Raw genomic sequence first — 18810 nt, 5'->3', positions numbered from 1 at the left:
CAGGATGACGGCATGACCCGCGCAAGGGGCCGCAAGCGGCGGCCGATCCTGACCCTGCTGCTGATCCTGGCCCTGTTCCCGCTGGCTGGGGTGGCGGTGCATCGCTTCCTGCCGCCTCTCGCCACGATCCTGATGGTCAAACAGGCGGCGGCCGGGCACGGCATGGACTATCGCTGGCGCTCGCTGGACCGCATCTCGCCGCGTCTGGTCGAGGCGGTGATCGCCGCCGAGGACGCCCGCTTCTGCTGGCACCACGGCTTCGACGTCGAAGCCATCCAGAAGGCGATGGAGGCCAACGAACGCGCCGAACAGCGCGGCTCGGACAAGAGGCGCGGCGCTTCGACCATCAGCCAGCAGACCGCCAAGAACGTCTTCCTGTGGCCCGGCCGCGACTGGGTCAGGAAGGGGCTGGAGGTCGGCTACACCGGCCTGATCGAGATCGGCTGGGGCAAGCGGCGGATCATGGAGATGTATCTGAACGTCGCCGAATGGGCGCCGGGCGTCTATGGCGCCGAGGCCGCCTCGCGCCACTGGTTCGACAAGAGCGCCGACAAGCTGACCGCGCAGGAGGCCGCCCGCCTGGCCGCCATCCTGCCCAGCCCGCGCCGCTACAAGGCGGCCAACTCCGGCCCCTATGTCCGCCGCCGCGCCGCCCGCATCCAGGCGGCCATGGGCACGGTGCGCCAACAGGGGCTGGACGCCTGCGTCGACCACCGCTGAGGGGGCGGGTTTCGCAACACGCTGTTAACCGTGAGCTTGGGGCCAAGCCTTAACGGACCCGCGTCATGCTGGGGACGACGGCGGACCCCAGCGTCCGCGCCAGGGCAGCCGGGGTTGGCGACACGATGGACCGATTGACACGCGCCCGCGCCGCCGCCGGGCTGAAGCGACTGACCGCGCGCTTCCTGCGCCAGACCCAGGGCAATGTGGCGATGATGTTCGCCCTGGCCCTGCCGGTGCTGCTGATGATCACCCTGGGCGCCATCGACATCCATCAGGCCTCCAAGGTGAAGGCCCAGCTTCAGGACGCGCTGGACGCCGCCGCCCTGGCCGCCGCCCGTTCGACCTTCACGGACGACGTCAACATCAACAAGGTCGGCCTGGCGGCGCTCAAGGCCAACATGCCCGGCTATTTCGGCGAGACCTCGGGCGACACGGCCAACTTCGTCCTGCTCAACAACCGCGTCACCGGCGACGCCAGGGTCAACGTCAAGGTTCTGGTCGCCAACATCGTCCTGCCCCCCTACGGCAAGCTTCTGGACGACTATCTCCCGGTCAGCACCCGCTCCGAAGTCCTGCGCGCGTCGCGCAACGTCGAGGTGGCCATGGTGCTGGACACCACGGGATCGATGAGCGGCAGCATCGGCGACCTGCGCGAAGCGGCCAAGGAATTGGTCAAGATCGTCGTGCAGGACCAGCAGTCGCCCTTCTATTCCCGCGCGGCCGTGGCCCCCTACGACTGGGCGGTGAAGCTGGACGCCAGCGCCACCCTGCCGGGGACGCTGGCCAAGGCGGCTCGCGGCGACCTGCGCCGGCCGACCGCGATCACCGACATACGTTATTATGACGTTGCGGGGGCTGTCTCGTCAGTCTCGCGCGCAAGTCCCGCTCGGGTGACGACCTCGACGAATCACGGCCTGAAAACGGGGGATCGGGTGGCGATCTCGGGGGTGTCCAACACCACCAACATCAACGACAGCGCGTTCAGCGTCACCGTTATCAATACGAATACCTTCAGTCTGAACGGCTCTGACACGTCCAGATACTCCAGAAACGGGTCCGGCGGCGCGTTTTCGAAATGCCTCAGGGCGGACTGCAACCTCGTCGTGACCTCCGCAGGGCACGGTCTGGCAGGTAATGACTATGTCCACATCGACGGCGTTTCCGGCCTGAAACGACGCACCAACAACGTACCGCACATCAACGGCAACTTCGCTCCGATCGAAATTCTCGACGCAGATCGTTTCGTCATCGATCGTTTCGGCCCGAACTACGATCCCTATGTGAAAACCGCTGACGGTCAGGCCTATTGCACCCTGCGGGGCTGTGAATACTTCGTCTTCAGGAATTCCGCAGGCTCCATGTCCAGCCTGCCCGCAACCAATTGCGTGAGCGAGCGGACCGGCGAGGATGCTTACAAGGATACTGCGCCTGGCGTGGCTCCTGTGGGGCGGGTCTATGCGACCAACTGCAACTCGCAGCCGATCCTGCCGTTGACGAGCGTTCGCGGGGATCTCGAAGACCGTATCAATTCGCTCGGGGCTGCGGGCAACACCGCCGGACAGATCGGCATCGCCTGGGGTTGGTATCTGGTGTCGCCCACTTTCGGGTCGATCTTCACGGGCGACGGCCAGCCGGCTCCCTATGATACGTCCAGGACTCTCAAGGCCGTGGTCCTGATGACGGACGGTGAGTTCAATGCGCCCTATTGTGAGGACGTCGCCGCCAATACGGGCGGGCGTTCGACAAGCCGCATCTATTGCGCGGCCACCAACGGGGACCCCTTCCAGCAGTCGGTGAAGCTGTGCGAAGGGATGAAGGCTCAGAACATCGTCGTTTACACGGTGGGCTTCAACCTTGGGAACGCCACAGGACGAGTCGGCGTCGTCGATACCGCCCTGGACGTCATGCGCGCTTGCGCCACAAACGAAGACACCCATTTCTTCAAGGCCGACAGCGGCACGGATCTGCGTGACGCCTTCCGCGCCATCGGCCGCGACATCACCCGCCTGCGCATCGCGCGCTGACGCCGGCGCCGCCGCAAGCAAAAGGGCCGGCGGATCGCTCCGTCGGCCCTTCATGCTTTCAGTCGTCCCGCCCGGTCAGATCAGGCGGATCTCCTTCAGCCGCTCGGTCAGGAAGTCCTCGGCCAGGATGGTCTTGCCCGCATAGCGGTCCGGGTTGTCCGGGGTGATCGTCGACGGCAGGGTCTCGATCGGGAAGTCCGGGTTGAAGTGCAGGAAGAAGGGCGTCGAATAGCGGGCGAAGCCGCGACGCTCGGGCGCCGGGTTGACCACGCGGTGGGTCGTCGACGGCAGGACGTGGTTGACCAGTCGCTGCAGCATGTCGCCGATGTTGACCACCAGGGCGCCCGGCGGCGGGGCGATGTCCAGCCATTCGCCGTCCGAGTCCTTCAGCTGCAGCCCGGCCTCCTCGGCGCCCAGCAGCAGGGTGATGACGTTGATGTCCTCATGGGCGCCCGCGCGCACGCCCTCGGCGTCGGCCGGGATCGGCGGATAGTGCAGCAGGCGCAGCACGCTGTTGCCCAGCTGGACCTTGTCCTCGAAATAGGCGTCGTCCAGCTTCAGATAGCGGGCGATGGCCTTCAGGATGCGGCGGCCCAGCGTGTCCAGACCGTCGTACAGGCCGTAGACGTGCTCGCGGAAGCCCGCGACCTCGGTCGGCCAGATGTTGTCGCGCATGTACCGGCGATAGGGATGGCCCTCCGGCAGTTCGCGGCCCGTGTGCCAGAACTCCTTCAGATCGACGGCCTTGGCGCCCTTGGCCGCCTCGACGCCGAACGGCGTCAGGCCGCGCGCGCCGCCGGTGCCTGGCTGGTGATACTGACGCTTCACGTCCTCGGGCAGGGCGAAGAAGCTCTTGGCGTCGGTCACGGCGGCGTCGATCAGGCCCTGGTCCAGGCCGTGGTCGGCGATGACGGCGAAGCCGTAGCGGGCGAACGAGGCGCCCAGGGCGTCGGCGAAGGCCTGGAAGTCGGCGTCATAGCCCTTCATCGACACGGGGACGATGGCGCGGGTCCTGGCCTTGTCCTCGGCGGAAACGGCGGTGAGGGAAGAGGTCACTGTGAAATCAGCCTCTCTGATGGTGAATATGGCGGCCCTCATACGCCCAATGGGCGCGAAAGGGCAGATGGGGCGGCCTGGGCCTTTGGTCCACGTCAGTCCTGCGGGATGACGGCCCGGATGACGCGCGCCGACGACGGACGACCGGCGATGCCGCGCCGGGGATCGACCACGACGCGCAGGTCGCCGCTGGCGTAGGTCACGCTCGCGCGCTGGCCCTCGACCACGGTGATGCTGCGCAGCCGGTCCAGGAAGGGGCGGGCGCTGGGCGAGCGGGCGATGCGGACCACGGCGTCGGTGGTGACGATCAGCGCCTCGATGCACAGGGCCTCGGATTCCTCGCCGAAGACGTTGATGCGGACCAGCCGGCCCATGGCTTCCGAGACCAGGCTGCTGCGCCGGGTCATCAGGTTGAACATCTGCACCGGGCCGAGCGAAGGCGGCTCCAGGCTGACAGGCGGCCCGGCCAGGGAGACCGGCGAGCCGCCGGGCGTGCGCGTCGTATAGACGGTGACGCCGCCGCCGGCGGTGACGCGCAGCACCTGATCGCCCGCGTCGTTGCGATAGATGGTGTCGCCGCGCGGGGCCGAGGACGGACGCAGGGCCCAGGTCTCGGTCGAGCGCTCGAACCGCAGCAGGGTCAGCGACCCCGCCCGGTCCAGGATGAAGGCCTGCCCCGCCTCGGAGACATAGCGTCCCGGCGGCGGGGTGGTGCGGGTCACCGACTGGTCGCGGATGACGCGGCTCTGTTCAGCCTGGACGTTGGAGCGGGTCTGGGCCTCGGCCCTGACGGCGCCCGCCAGACCCGCGACGGCCATCGCCAGTCCCGTGACGCAGAGCAGGCGCAGGCCGGCGCCCGTCGCGGCGCTGGGCGCGGCGACGGCGAAGAGAGGCGGCTTCTCCGCCACGGCTTCGACCGCAATCCTCATGATTTAAGAGGTGATACGCCCGAACGGCGGATTTTGGGCGAACGCGGCTTATCCAACCAGGTACTGCCCGCCGTTAAGCGACAGGGTGCAGCCTGTGACATATCCGGCACGCTCGCCTGACAGCCAGGACACCATGTCGGCGATCTCCTCGCCCTTGCCCAGGCGGCCGACCGGAATCTGGGCCACGATGCTGTCCAGCACCTTCTGGTCCATGGCGCCGACCATTTCGGTGTCGATGTAGCCCGGCGCGATGCAGTTGACGGTCACGCCCTTGCGCGCGTTCTCCAGCGCCAGCGCCTTGGTGAAGCCGATCATCCCGGCCTTGGCGGCGGAATAGTTGGTCTGGCCGATCTGGCCCTTCTGGCCGTTGATCGAGGAGATGTTGACGATGCGGCCGAAGCCCCGGTCGCGCATCCCGTTGATCACCTGGCGCGTCATGTTGAACACGCTGTCCATGTTGACGCGGATCACGTCGGACCACTGGTCCGCGCTCATCTTGTGGAAGAAGCCGTCACGGGTGATGCCCGCATTGTTCACCAGAACGTCGATGGGACCGAACTGCGCCTCGACTTCCTGCACCGCCCGGGCGCAGTCGTCGAAAGAGCCGACGTTGCCCTTCACCACCATGACGCCCAGTTCGCGGGCGGTGGCCTCTGCGGCCTCGGTGTTGCCGGAATAACCGGCCGCGACCTGCAGCCCGTCTTCCTTCAGTCGTTGAACGATCGCCTTGCCGATGCCCCGGGTGCCCCCGGTGACGAATGCGGTACGCGTCATGACCTCTCCCTGTCCTGTGCGGCGGCCGTCGTGGTCGCGACGCCGTCCACCTCCCTTGCCGACAGCCTTAGCGCGGCTGGAGACGAACGAGAAGACGGGGTTACGCCGTTGCGGTCATGCGGCCCATGTCGATGACGAAGCGGTAGCGCACGTCCGACCGCTCCATCCGTTCATAAGCCTCGTTGATCTGATCGGGGGCGATCACCTCAATATCGCACACGATCCCGTGTTCGCCGCAGAAGTCGAGCATCTCCTGCGTCTCGCGGATGCCGCCAATCAGCGAGCCGGCGATGCGGCGACGCCGCCACAGCAGGGGCATGGCGAAGACCGGCAGCCCCTCGGTCGTCAGGCCCAGCATGACCATGGTCCCGTCGCGCGCCAGCAGATTGACGTGGCTGGCGATCTCATGCGTGGCCGAGACGGTGTTGATGATCAGGTCGAACTGCTCGGCCGCCGCCTTCATGGCCTCGGCGTCCGAGTTGATCAGGAAATGCCGGGCGCCCATCCGCTCGGCGTCGGCCTTCTTGCGGTCCGAGGTCGACAGCACCGTCACCTCGGCGCCCAGGGCGGCGGCCAGCTTGACCGCCATATGGCCCAGGCCGCCCAGGCCGATCACCGCCACCTTCGACCCCGGCCCCACGCCCCAGGTCTTCAGCGGCGACCAGGTGGTGACGCCCGCGCACAGCAGCGGCGCCGCCGCATCCAGCGGCAGGCTGTCGGGAATCTTCAGCACGAAGGCCTGGTCCACCGTGATGCGGTCGGAATAGCCGCCCTGGGTGATGGTCTGGCCGACGCCGGCGCCCTTGGGATCGCGCGAGCCGTAGGTCTGGGTCATGCCCGGCTCGCAATACTGCTCCAGCCCCTCGCGGCAGGCCGAACAGGTCCGGCAGCTGTCGACCATGCAGCCGACGCCGACGCGGTCGCCTTCCTTGAACCGGGTGACGTTCGCGCCGACCGCCGTCACCACCCCGGCGATCTCATGGCCCGGCACGATGGGATAGCGCGTCCCGCCCAGGTCGTTCTTCACCACATGCAGGTCCGAGTGGCAGACGCCGCAGTATTTGATCTCGATGGCCACGTCGTCCGGGCCGGGATCGCGGCGCTCGAAGCTGTAGGGGCTCAGCGGCTGGTCGGCGGCGGTCGCGGCGAAGGCGCGCGTGGCGATGGGCATGGTCTCAGTCCTTCAGCTTGGCGATCAGCGCCTGGGCCGCCGCCGGGTTCCGCACCTTGGCCCCCGAGATGAAGTAGGCGAAGACGTCGCCGCGCTCGGCCCAGCCGCGCGCCTGTTTCGCCACGGCGTCCAACTCTCCTGAGGTCATGCCCGTCGGCTCCTCCTCGCGACTGGACATCAGCCGGGCGTAGGTGAAGTCCGCCGTCGCCTCGTCGATCTGCGGCCAGGTCGGCTCCTCGTCGTCGACCGCATAGACGATGGCCGCGCCGTATTTGCGCGCCAGATCATAGAACTGTTCGGTGGCGAAGGTAGGATTGCGCACTTCCAGCGCGTGGCGCAGCCGCACCCCGTCCTTCTCCTTGGGCAACAGCTTCAGGAAGCCTTCGAAGTCCTCGGGATCGAACTTCTTCGTCCCCATGAACTGCCAGTTGATCGGCCCCAGCTTGTCGCCCAGCACCGTCAGCCCCTGCGACAGGAACCGCTCGAAACTCTCGGCGCCGTCCGACAGCACCTTGCGGTTGGTGCAGTAGCGGCTGGCCTTGACCGCAAAGACGAAGCCGTCGGGCGTCTCGTCGCGCCACTTCGCCCAGCTGTCGGGCTTGAAGGTCGAATAGTAGGTGCCGTTGATCTCGATGGAGGTCAGCGCCCGGCTGGCGAACTCCAGCTCCCGCTTCTGCACCAGTCCCTCGGGATAGAAGACCCCGCGCCACGGCTCGAAGGTCCAGCCGCCGACGCCGATATGGATGGACCCTGTCATGGCTGCGCCTCCTGATGCAGGCCGCCTTGATCGCAGAAAACCCCGGCCGTCGCTATGGGAAGCGGACGGGGTGCGTGTCAGGTAAGGGGAAAGCCGACATTGGCTGACAGCCCACGGAGGGGACTAAGATGAGCGTTCCGCCATCTGATTGGACCGACAGATGAACAGCACCGGATCAGTCGTTGCAGCCATCTGTATTGGGGCGGCCGCCTTAGCAGCCTGCGCGTCTAATCGCGCACTAGAGAAGTCCGCTCACCAGTCGCCAACCTCGATTTGCCGGTATGAGGTTCAGTCCGGTGTGGCTGGGCGGGAGGTCGTGGCGGCTCTAACTCCGCATGATGGATATTCGTGCGCTAACGGGGATGGGGTCTCGGTCTTTATAGCCACGAATACCGAGAAGTGTCAGATCCTTGACCTTAAGACGACCTCAGTCATGAAGATTGGTCTCCAGGAGGGGACGAACATCCTCCGTTCATGTAACGCGCTGGCGTCGCTGGAGAGACCCCGGTCTGGTGACGTGCTCCTCGTGCGCGTCGGTTCCGCCGCTAGATTGGACGAACTGGAGAGTGCGGCCCTCCGGGGAGGATACTTCGTCACTTACTATCTCCGGGAAAGCGAACTTCACTGTTTCGAAGTCGCAGAGGGTGAGAAGGCGCGGGACGCTGGGTTGGCGCGACTTGCCGAACGCCACGCCATTCCTGAGGGGCTAACTTGGACAAAAGGCACCTGCCGCCAAGCAGTCGAGAATACATATGGACGGGCCTTCCCGTGGCGCGCCCAAGAGTGATCTGAACGTCTGCAACGGTCGTGAAGCGAAGTTCGCTTAAGGATGGTGAGCGGACATTGTTCCTGAGCGGCGGGACCGCATAATGAAGCCATGACACTGATCGACTCCCTCCGAGTATTTCTGTTGATGACGGCGAGTTTGGCCTGGTCGCAGCAACATTACTCTCACTGGTTATACGCGAGCGGCGTTACCCATCGTACAGCTATGTGTTTGAAATTCTTTGGTCAAAGTTGACCTTTTACAAGGAGAGTGATCGCGCTTGGGTTTTGGCTTTCCGTTGGAGCTTTTACATCGCCATCCCCCTAGTGATCTTGCATTTCTTCTGCTCGCCCTAGGGCGAGCGCACAGCGACAGCTTAACTGTCTGTGGCTCTGCTCGCGCGCGGGCGGACACCGCGAAGGTCCGCAATGGGTGGGAAGCGGACACTTCCATTCGGCCCAGAGGGCCGGATACACAGCGATATGGAAGACGATCTAAATTGCCCTACCGGCCATATGGCAGAGCACCCGCAGAACGATTGGGGAACGGTTCGCTACGATCCACGCTTCGACCTCTACTGGGTGCCGGCAGGCGGAGCCAAGCAGCAGTTGTTCTTTTGTCCGTGGTGCGGCGAACGGCTTCCGCCATCTCACCGTGACCGCTGGTTTGATGAGTTGGAAGCTCGGGGGATCGATCCAAACATCGACGCCATTCCCGATGAATTCCAAAGTGGCGCATGGCGAGGCGCCATCAATGAGGCCCGTACCCCAAGAGAAGGGGGCGCTATTGAGGGCCGATATATCGATTTCTTCGACCTTCCTCCCGACGGAGATGAGTGCGCAGTGTCTGATTAGGGTCGTGAAGCGATCTTCCGCACTTGATCCGAAACGCGACGCCCCGGAACCAAAGAGAGGCCCGCCCTCCGAAGAGAGCGGGCGACCCACCCAGCGTTAGGGGTCCAATAACCAGTCGCAATTCAGGGGCACGTTCACGCGCACGCATTCCTGGTAAGCATCAATATCGTCCGGGTAGGGAAAGCCGCACGAAACCTCTGTAGCCCTTACGCACCGCATATAAGCAGCCTGGTCCGCTTGAGCCACAGTCGTAGAGCCAGCAAGAGTTAGGGCGGCAACGACCCCTCCAACGAGGATATGCATGTTTTTCATGTTTGGTCCCTCCCAGCGACGCCAATCGTCGCAGCGAGAGTTTAGGTAACGACGATTTTTTTGCGCAACTGACGATTGGGTGAGGGTGCGATGCACAACTAAGCGGCGGGCGCGTCGCTGTCCCCGTATCGCAGGCACCGGCTTGAGCTCGTGCGTCCATCTTCACCTCGACGCGGTGGCGGTCCGCAACGGGCGGGTCTATAGCGCCAGCCTGACCGGAGTGCTGCGCGCGTGTTTGAACTGACGCCTGAGATCATCGCCCTGTTGGGCGTCGCGTCGGTGATCGCCGGCTTCATCGACGCCATCGCCGGGGGCGGGGGGCTGATCTCCTTGCCGGCCCTGCTGTCGGTGGGGCTGAACCCGGTCGCCGCCATCGCCACCAACAAGGTTCAGGGCAGCGTCGGCACGGCCTCGGCCCTGTGGAATTTCTGGCGCAAGGGGCGGGTGGATTTTCGCCTGATCCGCTGGCCGATGCTGTTGACGGCGATCGGGGCGGGGCTGGGCGCCTTCGCCGTCACCCTGGTGGACACGCGCTGGCTGATGATCCTGCTGCCCGTGCTGCTGGTCGGCATCGCCCTGTATTTCCTGCTCGGCCCCAAGGCGGCCGACGAGGACGCCCACGCCCGGCTGACGCCGCTGGCTTACGCCGTCGTGGCGGGCGGGATCGGCTTCTACGACGGCTTCTTCGGGCCGGGGACGGGGTCCTTCTTCGCGCTGAGCCTCGTCATGCTGCTGGGCATGGGGCTGACGCGGGCGACGGCGCACACCAAGGCGCTGAACCTGATGAGCAATGTCGTCGGCATCGTCGTCCTGGCGGTCGGCGGCCACATTGTCTGGGTGCTGGCCGGGATCATGGCGGTGGGTCAGTTCATCGGCGGCCGCCTGGGCTCGCACGCGGCCATGCGCTTCGGGCCGCGGCTGATCCGGCCCCTGCTGGTGGTCATCTCCCTGGCCATGACGGCGCGGCTGCTGTCCGATCCGGCCAATCCGCTGCGGGCCATGATCGCCGGCTGGCTGGGCTAGATATTCGCTCTAGGCCGGGCGGCCGCCCAGGGTCAGGGCCTTGCGGACGGCGCCGGTCAGGGCCTCGGCCGTGACGGGCTTGGCCAGGTGAAGGTCGGCGCCCGCCTGGGCGGCCTGTTCCTGATGCTCGGCCATGGCGTTGGCGCTCAGCATGATGACCGGCGCGCGCGGACGCGCCGGATCGGCGGCCTCGATCTCGCGCAGGGCGCGCGTGGCGCTCAGCCCGTCCATCGCCGGCATCTGCATGTCCATCAGCACCAGGTCGAACCGCTCAGCGGCGAAGACGGCTGCCGCCTGCTCCCCGTTCTCGACCACGGTCAGCTCGACGCTGTCGCCCAGGATCAGCTGCACCACCCGCTGGTTGATCGGGTGATCCTCGGCCAGCAGGACACGGGGGCGGGCGCGGGAAGGCGATAGGTCCGACGTCGCCTCTTCGCCGCCGGTCGTCTCGAACGGCGCGGGGACGGGCATGCGCGTCAGCGGCAGCTCGACCCGGAAACGGCTGCCTTCGCCCAGGGCCGACTCGGCCTCGATGCGTCCGCCCATCATCTCCGTCAGGGCGTGGCAGATGGACAGGCCCAGCCCGGCCCCGCCGAACCGCCGGGTGATGGAGGCGTCGGCCTGGCTGAACCGCTGGAACAGCTGCGCCGCATGGTCGGCCCCGAAGCCGATGCCGGTGTCGCGCACCTCCAGCGTCAGCAGGGCGGCGCCGTCGCCCCTGTCCAGCAGGTCGATATGGGCTGAAACCTGGCCCTGTGCAGTGAATTTGACGGCGTTGGACAGCAGATTGCCCAGGATCTGGCGGATCCGCACCACGTCGCCGTTGAAGACGCCGCACGCGCTCTCGGCGCGCTCGATGCGGAAGATCAGGCCCTTCTCCTCGGCCAGACCGCGCAGGGGGGCGATGGTCGGGATCAGGGCGTCGTCCAGGTCGAAGGGACGGACCTCCAGCGTCATTCGCCCGGATTCGATGCGCGACACGTCCAGGATGTCCGTGACCAGCCGCTCCAGGGTCACGCCGGAACTGCGGACCAGTTCGACCATTTCGGCCTGCTGGGGCGACAGCGGCGTGCGCGCCAGGGCGTCGATGACGCCGATGACTCCGTTCAGCGGCGTGCGGATCTCATGGCTCATATTGGCCAGGAAATCGGACTTGGCGCGGTTGGCGGCCTCGGCCGCCGCCTTGGCCTCGAGCAGGGCGCGCTCCGCCGCCGCCTTGGCCGTCACGTCGCGGGCCACGGCGTAGATGCGGTCGCCGAACTTCTGCGCCCGCCATTCCAGGGTGACGTAGCCGCCGTCCTTGTGGCGATAGCGGTTGACGTGGCCCAGCACCGGATCGCCGGGGCGGCGCGTCTCGACCTCGGTCACGCTGTCCAGGGTGCCGGGCAGATCGTCCGGGTGGACCAGGGTCAGTATGGCCAGGCCGACCAGCTCCTGGGGCTGATAGCCCAGGGTCGAGGCCCAGGAGGCGCTGACCCGCACGATCCGCCCTTCCAGGTCGCGGATCACCAGCAGGTCCAGGGAGACGTCGAAGAAGGTCGCCAGATCGACCACGGCGTCAGGAGGCGGCTGCGGCTGTCCCGTCGATGAAGGGGCGGCGGCCGGAGTGAAGGGCATGGGCGGTCCTGAGGCGCGGTCCTGAAGGCAGGCTGGACCCTATCCTAGCGTCTGCCGGTTAAGGGCGCCTTGCGGCTCGCGTCTCAGGAGAGCTTCAGTAGGCGCAATCGCGATAGACGCGGCTGATGTCGCCGCCCCATTCGCCGTTGTACAGCTCCAGCAGGCGGTCGGCCGAGGTCACGCCGCTGTCGGCGATGTCTTCCAGTTCGGTGATGTAGCCGCGCTCGTCCACCATGCCGCCCGAGAAGCGGGCGCGGTTCTTCAGACCCTGCTTGGCGATGTTGACCATGTCGACGGCGATGTCGCGCACGCTGCGGCCGTTGACCTCGGCCTTCAGGCCCAGCCGCGTCACGTCGCGGCGCAGGCGCTCGTGGTCGGCGATGTCCCAGTCCTTGCACAGGTCCCACGCCGCCGCGAGCGACGGGGCGTCGTACAGGATTCCGGCCCACAGGGCGGGCAGGGCGCAGATGCGGCTCCACGGCCCGCCGTCGGCGCCGCGCATCTCCAGATACTGTTTCAGACGCACTTCGGGAAACAGGGTGGTCAGGTGGTCGGCCCAGTCCTGCGTCGTCGCCCGGTCGCCCGGCAGGGCGTCCAGCTTTCCGTCCATGAAGGCGCGGAACGACTGGCCCGACAGGTCGACATAGGTCTCGCCGCGCTTGGCGAAATACATCGGCGCGTCCAGCGCATAGTCGGCGTAGCGCTCATAGCCGAAGCCGTCCTCGAAGACGAAGTCCAGCATCCCGGTGCGGTCCGGGTCGGTGTCGGTCCAGACGTTGGCGCGCGCCGACAGGAAGCCGTTCGGTTTGCCTTCGGTGAAGGGGCTGTTGGCGAACAGGGCGGTGGCGATGGGCTGCAGCGCCAGCGACGTGCGGAATTTCATCACCATGTCGGCTTCGCTGTCGAAGTCGAGGTTCGCCTGGATGGTGCAGGTGCGCAGCATCATGTCCAGGCCCAGCCTGCCCTTCTTGGGCATATAGGCGCGCATGACGTCATAGCGGCCCTTGGGCATGACGGGGATGTCCTCACGCCGCCACATCGGGTCGAAGCCCAGGCCCAGGAAGCCCAGGTTCAGCTGGTCCGCGACCTGCTTGACCTCCATCAGGTGCTGGCCGGTCTCGTTGCAGATGTCGTGAATGTCCTTCAGCGGAGCGCCCGACAGTTCGAACTGTCCGCCCGGCTCCAGACTGATCGAGGCGTTGAAGCCCTCGGCGTTCCTGCGCTCCAGGGCGATGACGTGGCCCGCTTCCTCCACCGGCGTCCAGCCGAAGCGCGTCAGCCCGTCCAGCATGGCCTTGATGCCGCCGGGACCGTCATAGGCCGGGCGGCGCAAGGTCGACTTGTCGAAGCCGAACTTCTCGTGCTCTGCGCCGATACGCCACTGGTCGCGGGGTTTCTCGCCCTTCGACATGGCGTGGATCAGCTGGTCTCTGGAAAGGGGCGCCGTGTCGGACATCTGTAACCTCTGCTGTCGCGGCTAGATGGGCCAGCCGGCGGCCGGGCTCAAGGGGGCGGCGGAAACTTCTAGCGTTCCCAGTCGCCGACCGCCGCCTGCCACAGCGTCATGGCGGCGATGGCGGCGGTGTCGGCTCGCAGGATGCGCGGCCCCAGCGATACGGCGGTGGTGAAGGGCAGGGACCGCAGCCGCTCGCCCTCCTCGGGCGAAAACCCGCCCTCCGGCCCGATCAGTATGGCCCACCGACCCTCTCCCTCCCCTTCATGGGGAGGGTGGTCGAGCCCATCCGGGCGAGATCGGGTGGGGAGGGCCTGGTGATCCAGCGCGCCCTCGGCCGCCCCCACCCCGTCGCCGCTGCGTGCCGACGACCCTCCCCACAAGGGGAAGGGAGAAAACGGCGTCAACGCGGTGATCGCCGGCGCGCCGCCCGTCTCGTCGCAGAACATCAGCCGACGTCCGTCCTCCCAGCCGTCCAGCAGGGCGTCCAGCTTCACCGGATCATCCACCGCCGGCACGTCCAGGCGGCCGGTCTGCTCGGCCGCCTCCTCGGCGATGGCGTCCAGCCGATCGAGACGCAGGCGGTCGGCGTTGGTGCGGTGGGTCAGGACCAGCCGCACCCGCTTGGCGCCCAGTTCGGCGGCCTTCTCGACGATGGTCTCGACGCGCGCCTTCTTCACCACGGCGACGATCAGCTCCAGATCGGGGCCATAGGCCTGCGGCCGCGTCTGCTCCTCGGCGCGCAGGATCACGCCCTTCTTCAGCACCTCGGCGACGCTGACGCGCCACTCGCCGTCGCGGCCGTTGAAGACCAGCAGTTCGTCGCCCGCCTTCAACCGCATCACCTGGGTCAGATAGCGCGACTGGTCGAGCGTGGGCGCCACGGCGCCGCCGGGGGCGAGGTCGCCCTGAACGTGAAGACGGATCATGCCCCTCAATGGGCTCAGAGCGTCCGCGCGATCAAGAGCTTCATGATCTCGTTCGTGCCGCCGTAGATGCGCTGGACGCGGGCGTCCTTGTACAGCTGGGCGATCGGATATTCGGTCATGTAGCCGTAGCCGCCGAAGAGCTGGAGCATCTCGTCGATGGTCTCGCCCTGGATGTCCGTGACCCAGTATTTGGCCATGGAGGCCGTGGCGGCGTCCAGCTGGCCCTTCAGGTGCAGAGCAATGCAGTGGTCGACGAAGACCTTGGCGACGGTCAGCTTGGTCTTGATCTCGGCCAGTTTGAACTGGGTGTTCTGGAAGTCGATGACCCGCTTGCCGAAGGCCTTGCGTTCCTTGACGTAGGCCAGGGTCGCCTCCAGCCCGCGCTCGGCGGCGGCGACGCCCTGAACGGCGATGTTCAGACGCTCCTGCGGCAGTTGCTGCATAAGCTGGACGAAACCCATGCCCTCGGTCCCGCCGATGGCGTTCTCCAGCGGAACCTTCACATCGTTGAAGAACAGCTCGGAGGTGTCGTTCGCCTCCATGCCGATCTTGTGCAGGTTGCGGCCCCGCTCGAAACCTTCGGCTCCATCGGTTTCGAGGCAGATCAGGCTGGTGCCCTTGGCGCCCTCGGCCGGATCGGTCTTGGCTACCACGATGATGAAGTTGGCCAGCTGGCCGTTGGTGATGAAGGTCTTGGAGCCGTTCAGGACATAGTGGTCGCCCTGCTTCACGGCGGTGGTCTTGACCCCTTGCAGGTCCGAACCCGCGCCCGGCTCGGTCATGGCGATGGCCCCGACCAGTTCGCCTGATTGCAGGCGCGGCAGCCAGCGCGCCTTCTGCTCGGTCGTGCCGTAGTGCCAGATGTAGGGCATGACGATGGCGTTGTGCAGGCTGATGCCGAAGTGGTCCGCGCCCTTCCAACCCAGCTGGCGCATCAGCACGACTTCGTGCCGGTAATCGCCGCCGAAGCCGCCGCCCTCTTCCGGCAGCGACAGGCCCAGCAGGCCCGCGTCGCCCGCCGCATTCCACAGACTGCGCGGCACCGAGGACTCGGCGATCCATTGCTGGAACTTCTCTTGCGGAGCGTGCTCGTCGATCCATTTGGCGACGGAGTCGGAGAAGAGGACGATCTCCTCTTCCTTCATGAAGTCGGGTTCGGGGCTGCCAAGGACGTTCATGGGGTGTTTCCTGCTGACGCGGGCGGTCTGCGCCGCCCTTCTGCAATAAAGAAAAGGCCTCTCCCGCCGTGGCGAGAGAGGCCCCTGGATCAGAAGCGGATCAGAACGCCTCGGCGGGCATCTGCATCAGCACCTCGGCGCCGGACTTCAGCTTCTTCAGGTGCGCCCCGGCGTCGGGCAGGATGCGCTCGACGAAGTAGCGGCCGGTCATCAGCTTGTTGGCGTAATAGGGATCGGCGTCACCGGCCGCGATCTTCTCTTGCGCCGCCTTGGCCATCTGGGCCCACAGGAAGGCGTAGGCCGTCAGGCCGAAGATGTGCAGATAGTCGGTCGAGGCGGCCGCCGCGTTGTCCGGGTTGGCCATGCCGTTCTGCATCAGCCACATGGTGGCCTCCTGCAGCTTCTTCTTGGCGTCGGCCAGGCCGTCGACGAAGGGCTTGATCGCCTCGTCGTCGCCGTTCTCGCCGACGAAGGCGTCGATGTCGGCGAACCAGCTCATGATGGCGCGGCCGCCGTTGGCGGGCAGCTTGCGGCCCACCAGGTCCAGCGCCTGGATGCCGTTGGTGCCCTCATAGATCATGGTGATCCGCGCATCGCGCAGATACTGCGAGGCGGGGAAATGCTCGGTGTAGCCCGAACCGCCGTGGACCTGCATCGCCAGCGAGGCGACGTGGAAGCCCTTGTCGGTCAGATAGGCCTTCAGCACGGGCGTGATCAGGCCCATGTAGTCCTTGGCCTTGGTGGCGACGGCTTCGTCGGCGGCCTTCTGCAGGTCCGCTTGCAGCGCGGTCCACAGGATGAAGGCGCGGCCGCCTTCGACATAGGCTTTCGATTCCAGCAGCATCCGGCGCACGTCCGGGTGGACCATGATCGGGTCGGCCGGGCCGTCCGGGTTCTTCGGTCCGGTCAGGCTGCGGCCCTGCAGGCGGTCGTTGGCGAACTCGACGGCGGCCTGATAGGCGGCGTCGCCGATGGCCAGGCCCTGCAGGCCGGTGCCCAGACGGGCCTCGTTCATGACCACGAACATGTTGTTCATGCCGCGGCCTTCTTCGCCGATCAGCCAGCCCTTGGCGTTCTCATAGGCCATGACGGCGGTGGCGTTGCCGTGGATGCCCATCTTGTGCTCAAGGCCCGCGCAGGCCACGCCGTTGCGCTCGCCCAGCGAACCGTCCTCGTTCACCAGGAACTTCGGCACGACGAACAGGGACAGGCCCTTGATGCCCGCAACCGCGCCTTCGACGCGGGCCAGCACCGTGTGGATGATGTTGTCGGCGAAGTCGTGCTCGCCCGCCGAGATCCAGATCTTCTGGCCGGTGATCGAATAGGAGCCGTCGCCGTTGGGCACAGCCTTGGTGCGGACCATGCCCAGGTCGGTGCCGCACTGCGGCTCGGTCAGGTTCATGGTGCCGGTCCATTCGCCCGACGCCATCTTCGGCAGGTACTTCTGCTTGATCTCGTCCGAGGCGCTGGCCTCGATGCCGTGGAAGGCGCCGCTGGTCAGGCCCGGATACATGGAGAAGGCGGCGCTGGCGCCGGCGGTGAATTGGCCCACAGCGCTCGACACCACCGAAGGCATCCCCTGTCCGCCGAACTCGGTGCTGAAGCCCAGCGAGGGCCAGCCCGCCTCGACCATCTGGTGATAGGCTTCCTTCCAGCCCTTGGGCGTCGTCACCACGTCGCCCTCGATGTGACAGCCTTCCTGATCGCCGGTGCGGTTGATCGGGGCGATGACCTCTTCGGCGAACTTGCCGCCTTCCTCGACGATCTGGTCGATCAGGTCGCGCGACAGGTCGGCGTCGGGCAGCAGATTGCCGAAATTCTCGACCTGCAGCACGTCGTGCAGGACGAAGGACAGGTCGCGGACAGGCGCCTTGTAGGCCATGGGATCACGCTCTCGCTTTGAAGGTCTGGAAGTGGTCGTCGGGGTCGTTGAGGCGTTCGCTCAGCAGGCTGGCGTAGGCCTCGGCGCCCGGCAGAAGATCGGGACGGTGTTCCGACAGCTTGGACTCCATCCAGGCGCAGGCGGCCTCGGCTGTCTCGATCGCGCCTTCGATGTCCTCGAGCTGCTGTTTCAGCGCCTGGATGCGGGCGCGGTGGCGCGGCAGGGCGATGGCCATCTGATGGACGTTGTGGTCCTTCTGGTCATACAGATCCAGCATCTCCTGGATCTCGACCAGGGTGAAGCCGATGCGCCGTCCGCGCATGATCAGCTTCAGCCGGGCGCGGTCGCGCGGGCCGTAGACCCGCGTCTGCCCTTTGCGCGACGGCGTCAGCAGGCCCTTGTCCTCATAGAAGCGCAGGGCCCGCGCCGTGGCGCCGAACTCCCGGCACAGCTGCCGGATCGAATAGGTGCGGTGGTCGTCAGCAATCGGCATGACGTCTTCATAACTTGACGCGGACGTAAAGGGAAGCTTTTCGCGCGCCGGGCTACGAAGTTGTGAACGGCTCAAAAGAAAAGGCCGCGACCGGGGACGGGTCGCGGCCTTCGTATTCGCAGGCCCTCAGGGGGAGGGGGAGAAGCGAGCCTGCAAATCGGGTCAGGAAGACGCGCCGCTCATCGGCGACGCAGCCACAGCACCGGCGCCGTGATGGCGATCAGAAAGACGTTGGTCAGGCTCAGCCCCAGGTCCAGGCCGAAGGCGTGGACGCCCAGGGCGATCGTCTCCAGGGCCAGCAGACCCGCCGCCGCCGTCAGCAGCAGGGGGCGGCCGAACCGCCACGAGACCAGCGGCGTCAGAACCATCACGGCCAGCACGATCTCGGCGACGCCCAGGCCGCGCACGAAGGCCTCGCCGGTCATGGCGGGCCACTGCATCAGGACGATCAGATTCTCCATCGACTCGGTCAGCTTGGCGTAGCCGGCGGCGATGAAGAACATGGCGATCCAGCCTTGGAAGGTCCAAAGCGTGATGTTCAGATAGTCGGCGCGGGCGCGCGCCTGGTGAGGGGTCAAGGTGGTCGTCGTCATGGCCGTAACCGTTAATTCGCAACAGTCACAAGATCAGTTCCTGTGATCCCGTTTGCAAGCGGCGGAAACAATCTGTGTTCACGGTCGGGAAGGGACGTGGCGACAGCAGGGCCGAAACCACAATTCCTCGTAACCCAGCCGGGATCATCCGCCTCTACGCCCGGGCGGATTTCGAGTCAACGGCCGATGACATCAATTGATGACTTGGGGGCGTCTCACAATATCCGCTCATCCCCGCGGAAGCGGGGACCCAGGTCTTTGGCTCCGAGGCGCGAG

Annotated in this window: 16 protein-coding genes; 4 read left to right on the top strand and 12 right to left on the bottom strand. The window is 66.3% G+C overall.

Annotated elements, in window-relative coordinates:
- Positions 1 to 12: 12 nt before the first annotated feature.
- Both mtgA and V8J38_RS15100 read left to right on the top strand, forming a co-directional pair.
- The gene (gene mtgA / locus V8J38_RS15105) at positions 13 to 720 is read left to right on the top strand and encodes a monofunctional biosynthetic peptidoglycan transglycosylase (RefSeq protein ID WP_338576854.1); all 708 of its coding nucleotides are present in this window, start codon (positions 13 to 15) and stop codon (positions 718 to 720) included.
- A gap of 65 nt (positions 721 to 785) precedes the next feature.
- Positions 786 to 2747 carry a ubiquitin-activating E1 FCCH domain-containing protein gene (locus V8J38_RS15100; protein ID WP_338576851.1) on the top strand — a complete coding sequence of 654 codons (1962 nt, stop codon included), beginning with the start codon at positions 786 to 788 and terminating at the stop codon, positions 2745 to 2747.
- Between the two features lie 75 nt (positions 2748 to 2822).
- Here the strand turns inward: V8J38_RS15100 and V8J38_RS15095 are convergent, their stop codons facing one another.
- The 5 genes from V8J38_RS15095 to V8J38_RS15075 form a co-directional block, all read right to left on the bottom strand.
- Positions 2823 to 3845, bottom strand: coding sequence for an isopenicillin N synthase family dioxygenase (locus V8J38_RS15095; RefSeq protein ID WP_338576850.1), 1023 nt, complete (start codon positions 3843 to 3845; stop codon positions 2823 to 2825).
- A gap of 53 nt (positions 3846 to 3898) precedes the next feature.
- Complete coding sequence (locus V8J38_RS15090; RefSeq protein ID WP_338576847.1) at positions 3899 to 4732, bottom strand: DUF4908 domain-containing protein; 834 nt, start codon at positions 4730 to 4732, stop codon at positions 3899 to 3901.
- A 48-nt stretch (positions 4733 to 4780) separates the two neighbouring features.
- The gene (phbB, locus tag V8J38_RS15085) at positions 4781 to 5506 is read right to left on the bottom strand and encodes an acetoacetyl-CoA reductase (protein ID WP_312218264.1); all 726 of its coding nucleotides are present in this window, start codon (positions 5504 to 5506) and stop codon (positions 4781 to 4783) included.
- Positions 5507 to 5606: 100 nt separating this feature from the next.
- Positions 5607 to 6677, bottom strand: a complete 1071-nt coding sequence (locus tag V8J38_RS15080; protein WP_338576843.1) for an NAD(P)-dependent alcohol dehydrogenase — start codon at positions 6675 to 6677, stop codon at positions 5607 to 5609.
- Positions 6678 to 6681: 4 nt separating this feature from the next.
- Entirely contained in the window at positions 6682 to 7434 is a 753-nt protein-coding gene (locus tag V8J38_RS15075; protein ID WP_338576841.1) for a DUF72 domain-containing protein, read from the bottom strand.
- 1248 nt (positions 7435 to 8682) lie between these two features.
- Between V8J38_RS15075 and V8J38_RS15070 the strand changes: the two genes are divergently transcribed.
- Both V8J38_RS15070 and V8J38_RS15065 read left to right on the top strand, forming a co-directional pair.
- Positions 8683 to 9054 carry a DUF6980 family protein gene (locus V8J38_RS15070; protein ID WP_338576840.1) on the top strand — a complete coding sequence of 124 codons (372 nt, stop codon included), beginning with the start codon at positions 8683 to 8685 and terminating at the stop codon, positions 9052 to 9054.
- Between the two features lie 543 nt (positions 9055 to 9597).
- Positions 9598 to 10389 (top strand): TSUP family transporter, encoded by a 792-nt coding sequence (locus V8J38_RS15065; RefSeq protein ID WP_291777195.1) that lies wholly within the window; start codon positions 9598 to 9600, stop codon positions 10387 to 10389.
- A gap of 9 nt (positions 10390 to 10398) precedes the next feature.
- Here V8J38_RS15065 and V8J38_RS15060 read toward each other — a convergent pair whose 3' ends face one another.
- The 7 genes from V8J38_RS15060 to V8J38_RS15030 all read right to left on the bottom strand — a co-directional run bounded on the left by V8J38_RS15060 (position 10399) and on the right by V8J38_RS15030 (position 18534).
- The gene (locus tag V8J38_RS15060) at positions 10399 to 12006 is read right to left on the bottom strand and encodes an ATP-binding protein (protein WP_338576837.1); all 1608 of its coding nucleotides are present in this window, start codon (positions 12004 to 12006) and stop codon (positions 10399 to 10401) included.
- 94 nt (positions 12007 to 12100) lie between these two features.
- Positions 12101 to 13462: a glutamate--cysteine ligase gene (locus V8J38_RS15055; protein ID WP_338576835.1), complete on the bottom strand. Its 1362-nt coding sequence runs from the start codon at positions 13460 to 13462 to the stop codon at positions 12101 to 12103.
- 68 nt (positions 13463 to 13530) lie between these two features.
- Positions 13531 to 14388: a 16S rRNA (uracil(1498)-N(3))-methyltransferase gene (locus V8J38_RS15050; RefSeq protein ID WP_338576832.1), complete on the bottom strand. Its 858-nt coding sequence runs from the start codon at positions 14386 to 14388 to the stop codon at positions 13531 to 13533.
- A gap of 14 nt (positions 14389 to 14402) precedes the next feature.
- Positions 14403 to 15566 carry an acyl-CoA dehydrogenase family protein gene (locus tag V8J38_RS15045; RefSeq protein ID WP_338576830.1) on the bottom strand — a complete coding sequence of 388 codons (1164 nt, stop codon included), beginning with the start codon at positions 15564 to 15566 and terminating at the stop codon, positions 14403 to 14405.
- A gap of 100 nt (positions 15567 to 15666) precedes the next feature.
- On the bottom strand, positions 15667 to 17448 hold the full coding sequence (locus V8J38_RS15040; RefSeq protein WP_338576828.1) for an acyl-CoA dehydrogenase C-terminal domain-containing protein: 1782 nt from the start codon (positions 17446 to 17448) through the stop codon (positions 15667 to 15669).
- A 4-nt stretch (positions 17449 to 17452) separates the two neighbouring features.
- Complete coding sequence (locus V8J38_RS15035) at positions 17453 to 17941, bottom strand: MerR family transcriptional regulator (protein WP_291777208.1); 489 nt, start codon at positions 17939 to 17941, stop codon at positions 17453 to 17455.
- Positions 17942 to 18120: 179 nt separating this feature from the next.
- Positions 18121 to 18534 carry a DoxX family protein gene (locus V8J38_RS15030; protein ID WP_291777211.1) on the bottom strand — a complete coding sequence of 138 codons (414 nt, stop codon included), beginning with the start codon at positions 18532 to 18534 and terminating at the stop codon, positions 18121 to 18123.
- Between the last annotated feature and the right edge of the window lie 276 nt (positions 18535 to 18810).

The organism is Brevundimonas olei, assembly GCF_037055245.1.
Classification (GTDB): domain Bacteria; phylum Pseudomonadota; class Alphaproteobacteria; order Caulobacterales; family Caulobacteraceae; genus Brevundimonas; species Brevundimonas olei.
Note: the sequence above shows the minus strand (reverse complement) of the source record. Positions and strands in the feature narration are given on the sequence as shown.